The following is a 13854-nucleotide window of genomic DNA, read 5'->3' as shown; positions in this document are numbered from 1 at the left end:
AATGGAAGATGCGTGAAATGACAACCAAGGGCAGGGGCGTGCCGCCAGCGGCGCCTGCAACCGCCTTGACGATGCTGTGCCTGGCCATGCTGGCGCTGCCCGGCATGGCGCGCGCGCAGGACGCGGTCCCGGCGGCCGCTCCCGTGGCCGCGCCGGAACGGCAGGTGACGATCGAGGAATACCTGGTGCGCGGCAATACCGTGCTCGATGCGCGTGCCATCGAAGAGGCGGTGACGCCCTTCCTGGGGCCGGGCCGCACCCTGAAGGACGTGGAAGGGGCGCGCGACGCCCTTGTTGCGGCATATCAAGCCCGCGGCTACCAGTCCGTCTACGTGGACTTGCCGGAGCAGCAGGTGGAGCAGGGCGTGGTGGTGCTGCAGGTGAGCGAAACGAAGGTGGGACGCTTGCGCGTCGTCGGCGCGCAATACAACTCGCCGCTCGACGTGCGTCAGCAAGTGCCGGCCTTGACGGAAGGCAAGGTGCCCGACTTTACGCAGGCGCAAGTGGAGCTGACGGCCCTGAACCGCGGTCCCAAGCGCCAGGTGATGCCGCTGGTCAAGCAGGGCAGCCTGCCCGGCACCATGGACGTGGACTTGAAGGTCGAGGACAGCAGCCCGTGGCGCGCCAGCGTCGGCTTGAACAACGATTACAGCGCCGATACCAAGAAGTTGCGCAGCAGCATGTCGGTCGGTCACGACAATCTGTGGCAGATGGGACATAGCGCCACCATCAGCTTTTTCGGCACGCCGGGCGACCTGAACCAGACCAAGGTGTGGTCCGCCTCGTACGTGGCGCCGATCGGCACGCAGGGCTGGAGCGTGGAAGCGACCGGCTACCAGTCGAACAGCAACGTGGCCAGCACGGGCGGCACCAGCGTGCTGGGCAAGGGCCACGCGCTGGGCATGAAAGTCAACTACACGGTGCCCAACAGCGGCATCTGGTGGCACAGCTTTTCTGCCGGCATCGATTTCAAGGATAACCAGGAAGCCTTGAAGCTCAATGGCACGGGCAGCAATATTCCGCTCAAGTATGTGCCCCTGAGCGTGTCGTATAACGGCTTTGCGCAGACGGATGCGGCGACGTACGGCCTGGGCCTGTCGCTGGTGGCCGGCACGCGCGCCGCGTTCGGCTACGGCAGCGACAGCGCCGCCTACGACAACAAGCGCTACAAGGCCTCGCCCAGCTTCCTCGTGCTGAAGGGCGATGCCAACGCCACGTACACCCTGGGCAGCGGCGCGCAGCTGCACGGGCGCATGTCGGGCCAGCTGGCCGACGCGGCGCTCGTGTCGGGCGAGCAGATGGCCGCCGGCGGCGCCAACTCCGTGCGCGGCTACCTGTCGGCCGAAGCGACGGGCGACTACGGCATTTCCGGCACCGTCGAATGGCGCACGCCCCAGCTGACGTATTTCAGCCGCCTGGAAAACTGGCGCCTGTTTGCCTTTGCCGATGGCGCGCGCCTGCGCCTGCGCGATCCGATGATCGAGCAGAAAGACCTGTTCGGCCTGGCCTCCGTGGGCGTGGGCAGCAGCTTCCAGTTCCTGCGCTACCTGAATGGCCGCATCGATTTCGCTTACCCGCTGCGCGATGGCCCGCGCACGCACAAACACGTGCGCCGCATCAATTTCAACCTGTCGGCCAGCTACTGACGGGCCAGCTCACCAGCACTGCACTTTTTTAGACTTTTCTTCGGAGAATCACTGTCATGCAACGTTTTCTTTTCCTGCTCACGATCCTGGGCACGCTCGTTCCCGGCCTGGCGCATGCCTGGTGGCAGCCCGACTGGGCTTACCGCAAACCCGTCACCGTCGACGCCGGCCCGAAGGCGGGCGCCGTGGGCGGCGATCCCGGCCGCATTCCCGTGCTGCTGCGCTTGCATTCTGGTAACTTCAACTTCGAAGGCGTCAGCGACAACGGCGCCGACCTGCGCTTCGTGGCGGGTGACGACAAGACGGTGCTGAACCACCAGATCGAACAGTTCAACCCGCTCCTGGGCATCGCCCTGATCTGGGTCGACGTACCGGCCCTGACGGCCGGCACGCCGCAGCAGCTGTGGATGTACTACGGCAATCCGAAGGCGCCCGCTTCCGGCAACGGCCAGCGCACCTTCGACCCCGATTACAGCCTCGTGTACCACTTCACCGAGCCTGGCGTGCCTTCGCGCGACAGCACCGCCTACGGCAACCATGCCCAGACAGCCGTGCCGGCGCTGGACGGTTCCGTCATCGGCGCCGGCGCCCGCCTGGGTACGGCACCGCTGATGCTGCCTGCCTCGCCTTCGCTGGCGCTGGCCGCCGGCGCGCCCTTCACCTTTTCCGCCTGGGTGCGTCCCGACAACCTGGGCCCGCAGCAAGTGCTGTATGCGCGCCGCGACGGCGCCAACGAATTGCTGATCGGCATCGACCAGGGCGTGCCTTTCGTGCAGGTGAATGGCCAGCGCAGCAAGCCCGGCCAACCGATCCAGGCCGCGCAATGGTCGCACCTGGCTGTGAAAGCCGATAAAGCCAACGTGGCCCTGTACGTGGGCGGCCGTCCGGCCGTGTCGCTGGCCACCGCGCTGCCAGCCTTCACCAGCGCCGCGTCGGTGGGCGCCGATGCGGCGCCGGTCGCTTCCGGCACCGCCACCCTGAACAACTTTACGGGCGCCATCGACGAGCTGCGCCTGTCGCGCACGGCCCGTCCCGACGCCCTGCTGCTGGCCGACGCCGTCTCGCAAGGTTCCGAATCGCGCCTGGCCGTGTTTGGCGCCGACGAACAGCAGGCCGGCAAGAGCCATTTCGGCTTCATCATCGCCGCCATGCCGCTCGACGCGTGGATCGTCGTCGGCGTGCTGGGCCTGATGATGGTCTTGTCGTGGATCATCATGATCGGCAAGGGCCGCAGCTATGGCGCCATCTCGCGCGCCAATGCGCAATTCATGCAGTCGTTCCACGAAGCGGCCGGCGCGCCGCTGGACCACCTGGCGCGCAACGGCAAGCTGAGCACTTCCGTGAAGACGGATTCCTCGCTGTGGCGCCTGTATGACGTGGCCATCGACGAGATGCGCCGCCGCCACGACCGCGGCTACGACTTGAACGCCGTGTCCAACGCGACGATCGGCGCCATCCGCGCCGCCATGGATGGCGTGATGGTGCGCGAAAGCGAGCGCATGTCGAAACGCATGATCTGGCTCTCGACCACCATCGAAGGCGCGCCGTATGTCGGCCTGTTCGGCACCGTGATCGGCATCATGCTGGTGTTCGTCGTGGCGGCCATGGCCGGCGCCGTGGACATCAACTCGGTGGCGCCGGGCATGGCGGCAGCGCTGTTGTGTACGGCTGCAGGCCTGGGCGTGGCGATTCCCGCCCTGTTCGGCTACAACTGGTTGTCGTCGCGTTCGGACGCCATCGTCGCCGATATGGCTGTCTTCGTCGACGAATTCGCCACGCGTCTGGCTGAAGAGCAGGGCGACGGACGCCAGATGCGTCCCGTGCTGCAACAGGCGTGAGGGGCGCATAACCATGGCCACCTCCGCCAAGTTTACCCCCCGCAAGCGTAGCGGCGGCATCAACATCACGCCCTTCGTCGACGTGCTGCTGGTGGTGCTGGTGATCTTCATCCTGACCAGCAATGCCAGCATTCCCGGCATCAAGGTCGACCTGCCCAAGGCCAGTTCGGCCATGGCGCTGGAAAAACCGAAGACCAAGGCCATCACCATCGACAACGCGGGCCAGGTCTTCCTCGACGCCTATCCCGTCACCTTGCCCGAGCTGGAAGAGCGCTTGCGCACGGAAAAGGCCCTGACGCCCGACTTCCCCGTGATCGTGCGCGGTGATGCCGCCGTGCAATACGCGAAAGTGGTCGAAGTGCTGGACTTGCTGCGCCGCATAGACCTGAACCAGGTGGGCCTGGTGACCGGCAAGCCGGCATGAGGAGCGCAAGGTGAAGCGTGACGACATGATGAAGATGGCTGCCTCGGAACCGTCGGGCGCGGCGCAGTGGTGGCGCCGCTGGGGCGGCGTGGCCGGCGGCGCGCTGCTGGCCGGCGCGCTGGCCGCGCTGGTCTGGTATTTGCTGTCGGACACGGCCGCGACCAAGCGCGAAGTGGCGGCCCCGCCGATGCTGATGCTGCCCCCTCCGCCGCCACCGCCGCCGGAACCGGAAAAACTGCCGGAACCGACGCCCGACAAGGTGGTGCCGGAAGTGTCCGAGCCGGAACCGACGCCGGCCGACAAGCCCATGGATGACGCGCCGGAAAGCCCGTCGCCGGACAAGGGCGACCCAGTCACCATCGATGGCGCGGCGCAGGCCGGCAGCGACGCCTTCGGCATCCAGGCCGGACGCGGCGGCGGCATGACGGGCGGCGGCGGTGGCGGCGGCCTCGGCGCGGGATCGTATGGCCGCTATGTCGCCAACGCGCTGCAGCTGGCCTTTGCCCGCGATCCGCGCACGCGCCAGCTGGCGTTTGCCGACATCCGCGTCGACCTGTGGCTCGATACGGAAGGCAAGACGACGAAAGTGCAGCTGGTGCAAGGCACGGGCAATGCGCAGACGGACGAGCAAGTGCTGGCCATGGTGCGCGACTTCCGCGCCGACGAGCGGCCGCCGGCGTCGCTGCGTTTCCCGGCACGTGTGTCGATCAAGGGCCGCCGGCCATAGCGCCCCCAATTCATATTAATTTTTTTCGAGAGAAACAATGAATTCCTTATTTTCTTCCCCACAGCGCCTGCGCCGCCTTCCGCTGGCGCTCGCTGCCCTGGCCCTGAGCGTGGCGGCAGGCGCCGTGCAAGCGCAAGCACCGGCCGACAGCACCATGGTCAAACTGATCCGCGGCCTGATCCAGAGCGGCGCCCTCAACAAGGATGCCGGCGAAGCGCTGCTGGCGCAGGCGCAAAGCGAAGCGCTGGCCGCCGCGCAAGCCCGTCCGGCGGCAGCGCCGGCGGCCCTGGCGCAGGTGCAGCCGGGCGACGTGCGCGTGCCGTATATTTCGCAAACCGTGCGCGAGCAGATCCGCGACGAAATCAAAGGCCAGGTCATGGCCGAGGCGAAGGCGGGCGGCTGGGCGGCGCCGAATGAGACGCCGGCCTGGACCAAGCGCATCCGCGTGGAAGGCGACGTGCGCGCGCGCTACGAATCGCGCTATTACGACATGGCCAACAGCAATATCGAGATCGACTGGCGCTCGCTCAACAGCGGCAGCGGCTACGACGTCAATTCGAACACCAACCTGGCCCTGCCGGCGCTGCTGAACACGCGCGAAGACCGCAAGCACTTGCTGCGCGCGCGCGCCCGCCTGGGCATCCTGGCCGACATTTCCGACAGCACGCAGGCAGGCATCCGCCTGGCAAGCGGCAACGACGACAGCCCGGTGTCCACCACGCAAACCCTGGGCGGCGGCCTGGGCAAGAAAAACATCTGGCTGGACCAGGCCTGGCTGTCCTACCAGCCCGCTTCCTGGCTGAAACTGACGGCGGGCCGCTTCGACAATCCGTTTGTTTCCAGCGATGAATTGTTTTCCAGCGAACTTAATTTCGACGGCATCGCCGCCAAGGTGCAGCAACCGGTGGGTGACAGCAAGGACGTCACCGTGTTCGGTACCCTGGGCCTGATTCCGCTCGAGTATTCGTCCGATAATGCGCCTAGCCGCAGCCAGGCAAAAATGTCCAGCGAAAACAAATGGCTGCTGGGCGCGCAAGTGGGCGCGTCGTGGAAGATCAATAGCGACCACCAATTGCGCGGCGCGCTGGCCTACTACAACTTCCGCAACATCAGCGGCGAGTATTCGCAGCCGTGCGCGCTGTATGCGGGCGCCGATGGCTGCAACACGGACTGGTCGCGTCCGTCGAGCATGCAAAAGGGCAACAGTTTGATGCTGTTGCGCAATATCGCCCTGAATCCGCTGGACCCGGCGAACACGCCGCAGCCGCAATTCGTGGGCCTGGCGTCGAAATTCCGCCTGGCCAACCTGAATGCGCGCTGGGATAGCAAGGTGGCCGGCGGCACGGACTTGCGCATCGAAGGCGATTATGTGCGCAACATGGCCTACGACAAGAACGAAATGTGGGCGCGCGCCAAGGGCGGCATCATGAACAATTTCGGCGGCACGGGCGGCGTGTCGCAAGCCGATTTCCGGAGCGGCGGCAATGCCTACATGCTGCAGGCGACCCTGGGCAAGGCCAGCCCGGCGGCGCGCGGCGACTGGAACGTTTTACTGGGCTACAAGCGCATCGAACCGGATGCCTTGCCTGATGCTTACAACGATTCCACCTTCCACCTGGGCGGCACGAATGCGCGCGGCTACTACCTGGGCGGCGCGTATGCGCTCGACAAGAATACCTGGCTGAACGGCCGCTGGACGTCGAGCCGCGAAGTGTTCGGTTCGGCACTGTCGATCGACACCCTGCAAATCGAATTGAACGCGCGTTTTTAAGGAGCCATGATGTTGATATCCAACAAAATGCGCGTGCCGCTACTGTTGCTGAGCTTGCTGGCCGCTGGCACGGCCCAGGCGCAGGGACAGAAGGGCCAGAGCATGGAAGAGCGCCTGCGCGCCGAGTTGCGCAATGTCACGGCGCAATTGCAGCAGACGCGCGGCGAGCTGGAATTGCTGAAAGCCAAGGGTGCACCTGCCGCCAAGGCGGCGCCCGTCGCTGCGCCTGCCAGCGATGGCTTGAAAAAGGAACTGGCGCGCAGCCAGTCGCAACTGGCGCAGGAGCGCGCGCAACGGGAAAAACTGGGCGAGCAGCAGCAGCGCAGCGCCGCCGCCGCGCAAGAGGCAAGCGCCAGCCTGGCGCAGTACCGCCAGGCCAGCGAACAGCTGGCCGCCACGGGCAAGCAGCTGGAAGCGGAGCGTGTGCGCCTCGACGGCGAAGTGGCGTCGCAGCGGGGCGCCCTGGCGCGCTGCGAAAGCAAGAATGCCCAGCTGTATGCGGCCGGGCAGCAAATCCTGCAAGCGTACGAGTCGCTGAACGTGCTGGACGTCATGAAGGCGCGCCAGCCGTTCGCCGCGCAAAGCCGGGTCAAGCTGGAGCAAATCGCCCAGCAGTACGGCGACCAGCTGTATCAGGGCCGCTTTGATGCGCGTCAAACGGAAGCGGCAGCAACGCCGGCCGCCCCCGCGCCGGCCCCCCAATAATTTTACTTTTCGAAATGAATGGAATGACGATGGAAAACACGAATAGCTTGCTGACCACCCTGAATGCGGAACAAACGGCCGAGGCCATCAAGGCGGCCGGCTGCGCCGTCACCAGCATCGAACACGACGGTGTCGTGCGCCTGCACAGCGCCAGCCATGGCATCGGCTTTCAGGTGCTGTGGGGCAATGAAGCATCGCCTGGCCAGTATGCGGATCTGACCCTGAGCTGCCCGCTGCGCGTGCAGGGCGGCGACTTGCCGGCCGGCTTGCTGGCCGAATGGCACCGCAGCAAGCGTTTTGCCCGCGTGGCCCAGCATGGCGATTTCGTCGTGCTGGAAATGGATGTGCTGGTCGCCGGCGGCGTCAGCCGTGAGTACCTGAATATCAATCTGCAACTGTGGACGCAGATGATGGGTCAGTTCTTCTTGTTTTTGCGCAACTTTACGCCGGCCGATACGAGCACCGCACCGCTGGTCGAAGCCGTCAACGTGGCAGAAGAAGAAACTGTGCCGGCCTGACAAGCGGGCCAACGGCGGTAAAAAAGGCCCATGACGGGCCTTTTTTGCCGTCTGCGGGTCCCAAGTGTCGTATTAAATACTTATTTTTTAGGCATCGCGCATTAAAACTGCTCAAAGAGCGTGTGTGAATCAAGCCAGCAACGGCTGTATGGCGGATAATATTGCCTGTTGCCGATTTGGATACGACCTTTACACAAAAATGCGCCCCATGGATTTTACCCGCGACGAAACCAGTGAAACCCCAGTTGCCCCGGCCAGCGCGCCGGGAGCGCCTTTGCCGTATGCCGTCGCCACCTGGCTGCAGCGGGTGGAGGCAGCCGCCCATCCGAAAGCCGTGCTGAGCATTGCCGAACCGGACCCCAAACTCAACCAGCATCGATTGATCTACGTGCTGGCGCCCACCAGCGGTGGCCGCCACGTGGCCCTGTGCCTGTACAAGGCGCGGCTGCGGCCGAATGGCGACGTGGCGGCGGCGTCCCCCATCAGCGAAATCTTTTCCCTGCTGTCGGCGCCCCCCACGTTCCTGACGCCAGCCGACGAAGACCTCGTGCGTTTCTTCGTGGCCATGCGCAGCGGGCAGAATTCGCAGACGGGCAGCGCCACGGAGCCGAAGGGCAAGGTGGGCGCGGCCCTGCTGAAAATGCTGGCCGAGCAGGATAAATTGTTGTGGGCTAATTCCTGGGCCGATGTCGGCAATGGCCTCGTGTACCCGTTGAAGGAAGGTCCCGTGCGTCCCGCGCGCCTGTTCTGGCGCGACGAAGGCAAGACCATGCGCCTGGGCTGGCAAGTGGACCCGCCGGAAGGCGCGAAGCACCATGGCGCCGACCAGATCGACTACATGCTGCCCACGGACCCGCCGTGGTACATCGACAACCTGTCGTGCGGCGTGCTGGAACTGAACCAGGGCGGCTCCGACATTTCCCTGGCCGACTTGCAGGCGCTGGTGGCGCAGGCGCCGCCCCTGAACGCGAACGACAAGGTGCGCGTGTCGCAACTGCTGCTGGCGCAAGGCTTGCAGCATTTGATGCCGCTGCCGCAACCGTTGCCGCAGCGCTTGCGCAAGGATGTGCCGGCGCAACCGGTCTTGCTGTTAGACAGCGCCATGCTGGCCGATGGCGGCGCGCAGCGCTGGAGCGACTTCGCCGTGCTGTCCTATGACTACGATGGCGAAAGAGTCTCGTTCGACCCGTCGCAGCGCGTGGTGCGGCAAGTGGGCGATGTGACGGAAATTATCCAGAGAAACACGGTCGATGAAGCGCGCGCGCTGGCGACGTTGGCCGAGCTGCAATTCAAGAAGCCGGGCTCGGCCCCCTTGAGCGGCTTGAAGGGCGCCTTGCAACTGCCTTCCCAGGCGGAATGGCTGCGTTTTGCCGAGTCCGGCATCGACGCCTTGCTGGCGCAGGGCTGGATCGTGGAAAAGACGGCCAAGTACCGCTACGATGTGAGCGACGTGGGCGACTGGTACGCGGAAATCGACGACCAGGACCCGGACAGCGGCAACGCCTGGTTCGAGCTGGAACTGGGCATCGTCGTCAACCACGAGCGCGTGCCGCTGCTGCCCGTGCTGGTGCAGCTGATCCGCAATGCGCCCAACGATTTCAACCCGAAAGTCATCGAGGCGCATGCGGACGATGACCAGATGCTGGCGACCTTGTCGGATGGCACGCGCGTGGCCCTGCCGTGGGGCAGGGTGCGTCCCATCCTGAACACGCTGGGGGAACTGTATTTCAGCGACAAGATCAAACATGCGGTGCGCATGTCGACCCTGGATGCGGCGCGCCTGGAAGAGCTGGCGCGCGGCCTGGACATGCAGTGGACGGGCGGCGAGCAGCTGCGCGCCATGGGCCGCAAGCTGAGCCAGTTCGGCGCCGTGGAAAAAGTGGCGGCCCCAGCCGGCCTGCAGGCGACCCTGCGCGACTACCAGGCCGATGGCCTGGCGTGGATGCAATTCCTGCGCGATCACGACCTGGCCGGCATCCTGGCCGATGACATGGGCTTAGGAAAAACCGTGCAAACCCTGGCGCATATCCTGGTGGAAAAGGAGGCGGGCCGTTTGACGCATCCGGCGCTGGTGATTGCACCGACGAGTTTGATGGGCAACTGGCAGGACGAGGCGGCAAAATTTGCGCCCGGCTTGAAGGTATTGCTGCTGCAAGGCAAGGACCGTGCCCAGCAATTCGACCAGATCGACCAATGCGACCTGGTGCTGACCACCTACGCCCTGTTGCCGCGCGATGAGGAAACCTTGCGCGAGCACGATTTCCATCTCGTCATCCTCGACGAATCGCACTACATCAAGAATACGCGCAGCAAGGCGGCGCAAAGCGCGGGCCTGCTGCGCGCGCGCCACCGCCTGTGCCTGTCCGGCACGCCGCTGGAAAATCACCTGGGCGAGCTGTGGTCGCAATTCCACTTCCTGCTGCCGGGCTTGCTGGGCGACGAAAAGACGTTCAACACCCAGTTCCGCCATCCGATCGAGCGCCAGGATGATCCGCTGCGCCGCATGCTCTTGAATCGCCGCATCAAGCCTTTCCTGCTGCGCCGCACGAAGGACAATGTGGCCAAGGAATTGCCGCCGAAAACGGAAATGGTGCGCAAGGTGGAATTGACGGGGCCGCAGCGGGACCTGTATGAAACCGTGCGTCTTGCGATGGATCAAAAAGTACGCGAAGAAATCGACAAGAAGGGCGTGGCGCGCAGCCAGATCGTCATCCTCGAAGCGCTGCTGAAACTGCGGCAAGTGTGCTGCGACCCCCGCCTCGTGAAATCCTTGCCGGCGAAGAAGCAGTCGGCCGGTTCGGCCAAGCTGCTCGACCTGATGCAGATGGTGGAAGACTTGCTCGACGAAGGGCGCAAGATTCTCGTCTTCTCGCAATTTACCAGCATGCTGGAATTGATCGAGGAAGAACTGGAATCGCGCGACATTCCCTACGCCTTGCTGACGGGTGAAACGAAGGACCGGGGCGCGCAAGTGGCGGCCTTCCAGCAGGGCGCCGTACCGATCTTCCTGATCAGCCTGAAGGCGGGCGGCGTGGGCCTGAACCTGACGGCGGCCGACACGGTCATCCACTACGATCCGTGGTGGAATCCGGCGGCGGAAAACCAGGCCACGGACCGCGCCTGGCGCATCGGCCAGGACAAGCCCGTATTCGTCTACAAATTGATCGCCAAGGGCACGCTGGAAGAAAAAATCCAGCTGCTGCAGCAAAAGAAATCGGAGCTGGCGCAATCGATCCTGGCCGAAGGCGAATCGCAAAAGATGGCCCTCACACAGGAAGACTTGCAGCAGATTTTCGCCCCGCTGGAGGATTAACGTTGCCGCACGCTTATACTTGGTGATTCTTTCTTGCCAGGTATAACGCATGCTGCCCTTTCTCCTTCTGCTGCTTGCCGGCGTCATCCTCATGGCGCTGCGCTTCGTCCAGTTGCGTCGCGCCTTGCTGCGCGCGCGGGCGGGCGAAGCGCAATTCCGCCTGCTGGCCGAACACGGCCGCGACGCGGCCTTCCTGCTCGACGCCGCCACCCTCGAATTGATCTATATCAGCCCCGCCGCGCAGCGCCTGACGGGATACGACTTGCCCGCCTTGCGCGCGCATGCGGCGCGGCTGGCGGCGGACGTGCCGGCCAGGCTGCAGCGCTGGCGCGACGGTGACGCCAGCCGTTTGACCCTGTTGCGCGAAGTGGAATTGCCGCACGCCGACGGTCACCAACTGGCCCTGGAAATCCATTCCACCATCGTGCCCGCGGCGGCAGGGCGGGGCGTGACCCTGGCGGGGACCTTGCGCGACGTCAGCGCCGCCCAGGCGCAGGAAGCCGAGCGGGAAAAGGAGCAGAAGCGCTTCGCCTCGATGCTGTCGCACGAATTTCGCACGCCGCTGGCCACCATCGACGGCGCCATCCAGCGTCTCGTTTCGACGTCCACCGAGGCGGACGAGGCCACGCGCAAACGCTACGTGAAAATCCAGACGGCCGTCGACCGTTTGTTAGGCATGATCGACGACTATTTGTCGCCCGAACGCATGGCGGCCATCGGCCGCGAGCGGGCCGCCGATGGCATCGCGCCGCTGGCTTTGCTGCAGCAGGCGGCCGCCACCGTGCCTGCCAGCCACCGCGTGCAGCTGGAACTCGACGAAGACTTACCGGCCAGGCTGCGCTGCGACGTGCCCGGCATGGCGCTGTGCCTGAAAATCCTGCTGGACAACGCCGTCAAGTTCAGCCCGCCGGGCAGCGCCATCACCTTGTCGGCCAGGCTGGTGCCCGAGGGCGGCGTGGCCCTGTGCGTGCGCGATGCGGGACCCGGCTTGCGGGAAGAAGAACTGGCGCAATTGTTCGAAAAAGGAAGCCGTGGAACTAATGCCACGCATCCGGGCGCGGGCCTGGGCCTGTACATGGCGCGCGCCGTGGTGGACGTGCATGGCGGGAGTTTGCAGGGGCATAATCTGCCCGAAGGCGGGGCACTTTTCCGCATTTGGCTGCCGCTTCCTGTCTAGACAAGGAAAAGCCTTGCTTCCGCTGAAGGCAACCGTGATAATTCCTTGACGTAAACCTATTGTGCCGTCCATCATGGTGTAGAAGTGCATGGCATGGTTTGCCCTCGGTGTGCTCACTAACGGAAGAATGGCGTAGCAATGACGAAAATACTGATCGTCGAAGACAATCTCGACTACGCCGAAGACATGGCGGAGTTCCTCGTTGAGCTCGAACACGAAGTCCATATCACCAGCTCCGCTGGCGGTATGTGGACGGCGTTGAGCCATGGCAATGTCGGCGTGGTCGTACTGGACCTGGGTTTGCCCGATGAAGACGGCTTCAACGTTATCCCCCGCATGCGCCAGCTGTATCCGCAAATCGGCGTGCTGGTGCTGACGGGGCGTGTCGCCTTCGACAGCCGCATCCTGGGCTTGCGCCTGGGCGCCGACCACTATCTGACCAAGCCGATCAAATTCCCCGAACTGGCGGCGCACATCGAAGCGCTCGACCGCCGCGTGGGGCCGCAAGATCCCGTGCCCGAGCCGGGCAAGTGGACCCTGAAAGTAAGCGCTCGCCAACTTGAGTTGATGGGCGCCGTCATCGCCTTGACGGAAAAGGAATTCAACTTCCTGCACCTGCTCACCATCAACACCCGCCCCGTGCCGCGCGACGTCATCGTGGCCGGCATGGGGGGCGAAGATCCCGATGCGGGCCGCCGGGTCGACATGCTCGTGTATCGTTTGCGCAAGAAAGCCAAGACGGGCCTGGGCCAGGACTTGCCGCTGCGCAGCGCGTATGGCGAAGGCTACAGCCTGTCGGCCAGTTTCAACCTCTCCTGATGACCTTGTTGCGCCGCCCGCAAGTGGCCGGCGCAATAAAAGGGACAGAGTCAACCGCTTTTTTCCGCATTTCAAATAAAACAGGGTCAGAGTCGTTCCTTGCGCGCGCAAGTGTGTAAAATCAAGGCCTTAGCCTTCTTTTTACCGATTCTGCCATGGCCCGTTTGCCCCGCCTCATCATTCCAGCACTGCCCCATTACGTGATTCAGCGCGGCAGCAACCGCCAGCCCGTGTTCCAGGACGCGGCGGACTATGCGCAATTCCTGTCCTGGCTGAAAACGGGGGCGAAAATGTTCAAGGTGGCCATCCACGCCTATGTTTTATTGCCTGATCAGCTACATTTGCTGGCCACGCCGGCCGATGCGACGGGCCTGGGACAGCTGATGCAGTGGCTGGGACGCTATTACGTGCCGTATTTCAACCAGAAATACGGCCGCGAAGGCGCCTTGTGGCAGGGACGCTACAAAACGTCCGTCATCGATCCCGACAATTTCTTCCTCACGTGCTGCCGCTACCTGGAATGCGTGCCCGTGCAAACGGGCTTGGCGGGCCAGGCGCTCGATTACAGCTGGTCCAGCTATGCCCACCATGCGGGCGTGCGTCCCGATCCCGTCATCACCGACCATGCGCTGTACTGGGCGCTGGGCAACACGCCGTTCGACCGCGAGGCGGCGTATCTGCGCCTGTTCGAGCAAGGCCTGGGCAGCAGCCAGGTGAAAGTGGTGGAACAGGCTGTATTGAAGGGCTGGCCGCTGGGTTCCGACGCTTTCAAGCAGGCGCTGGAGCAGAAAATGCAGCGGCAAGTGCTGCCTGCCAAGCGGGGCCGTCCCCGCAAAATCGTGGCCGACGCGGCCGCCAATTAAAAAGCATTCGCATTTAAAACAAAAAATGGTTCCTTTCCACGATTTTATTGAAA

The 13854-nt window shown here is 64.3% G+C and carries 11 protein-coding genes; all 11 read left to right on the top strand.

Annotated elements, in window-relative coordinates; translation table 11 throughout:
* Nucleotides 1-8 precede the first annotated feature (8 nt).
* The 11 genes from O0881_RS28910 to O0881_RS28860 all read left to right on the top strand — a co-directional run bounded on the left by O0881_RS28910 (nucleotide 9) and on the right by O0881_RS28860 (nucleotide 13801).
* The gene (locus O0881_RS28910; protein ID WP_289914064.1) at nucleotides 9-1646 is read left to right on the top strand and encodes a ShlB/FhaC/HecB family hemolysin secretion/activation protein; all 1638 of its coding nucleotides are present in this window, start codon (nucleotides 9-11) and stop codon (nucleotides 1644-1646) included.
* 56 nt (nucleotides 1647-1702) lie between these two features.
* A complete protein-coding gene (locus tag O0881_RS28905) occupies nucleotides 1703-3484 on the top strand; it encodes a MotA/TolQ/ExbB proton channel family protein (RefSeq protein ID WP_289900557.1) in 1782 nt (593 codons plus the stop codon).
* Between the two features lie 13 nt (nucleotides 3485-3497).
* Nucleotides 3498-3908: a biopolymer transporter ExbD gene (locus O0881_RS28900; RefSeq protein WP_034753784.1), complete on the top strand. Its 411-nt coding sequence runs from the start codon at nucleotides 3498-3500 to the stop codon at nucleotides 3906-3908.
* Nucleotides 3909-3918: 10 nt separating this feature from the next.
* Nucleotides 3919-4635 (top strand): energy transducer TonB, encoded by a 717-nt coding sequence (locus tag O0881_RS28895; protein ID WP_289914063.1) that lies wholly within the window; start codon nucleotides 3919-3921, stop codon nucleotides 4633-4635.
* 37 nt (nucleotides 4636-4672) lie between these two features.
* Complete coding sequence (locus O0881_RS28890) at nucleotides 4673-6406, top strand: putative porin (protein WP_289914062.1); 1734 nt, start codon at nucleotides 4673-4675, stop codon at nucleotides 6404-6406.
* Between the two features lie 6 nt (nucleotides 6407-6412).
* Nucleotides 6413-7111, top strand: coding sequence for a hypothetical protein (locus O0881_RS28885; protein ID WP_289914061.1), 699 nt, complete (start codon nucleotides 6413-6415; stop codon nucleotides 7109-7111).
* 29 nt (nucleotides 7112-7140) lie between these two features.
* On the top strand, nucleotides 7141-7629 hold the full coding sequence (locus O0881_RS28880) for a YbjN domain-containing protein (protein WP_070280193.1): 489 nt from the start codon (nucleotides 7141-7143) through the stop codon (nucleotides 7627-7629).
* A 208-nt stretch (nucleotides 7630-7837) separates the two neighbouring features.
* Nucleotides 7838-10942 (top strand): DEAD/DEAH box helicase, encoded by a 3105-nt coding sequence (locus O0881_RS28875; protein ID WP_289914060.1) that lies wholly within the window; start codon nucleotides 7838-7840, stop codon nucleotides 10940-10942.
* A 49-nt stretch (nucleotides 10943-10991) separates the two neighbouring features.
* On the top strand, nucleotides 10992-12119 hold the full coding sequence (locus tag O0881_RS28870; protein ID WP_289914059.1) for a PAS domain-containing sensor histidine kinase: 1128 nt from the start codon (nucleotides 10992-10994) through the stop codon (nucleotides 12117-12119).
* A gap of 138 nt (nucleotides 12120-12257) precedes the next feature.
* On the top strand, nucleotides 12258-12938 hold the full coding sequence (locus tag O0881_RS28865; RefSeq protein ID WP_034753797.1) for a response regulator transcription factor: 681 nt from the start codon (nucleotides 12258-12260) through the stop codon (nucleotides 12936-12938).
* A 155-nt stretch (nucleotides 12939-13093) separates the two neighbouring features.
* Nucleotides 13094-13801 carry a transposase gene (locus O0881_RS28860; RefSeq protein ID WP_099666073.1) on the top strand — a complete coding sequence of 236 codons (708 nt, stop codon included), beginning with the start codon at nucleotides 13094-13096 and terminating at the stop codon, nucleotides 13799-13801.
* Nucleotides 13802-13854 lie beyond the last annotated feature (53 nt).

Origin of the sequence: Janthinobacterium sp. SUN100 (assembly GCF_030397705.1) — a bacterium.
Classification (GTDB): Bacteria; Pseudomonadota; Gammaproteobacteria; order Burkholderiales; family Burkholderiaceae_D; genus Janthinobacterium; species Janthinobacterium kumbetense.
This window is presented reverse-complemented; position numbering and strand designations above follow the sequence as displayed.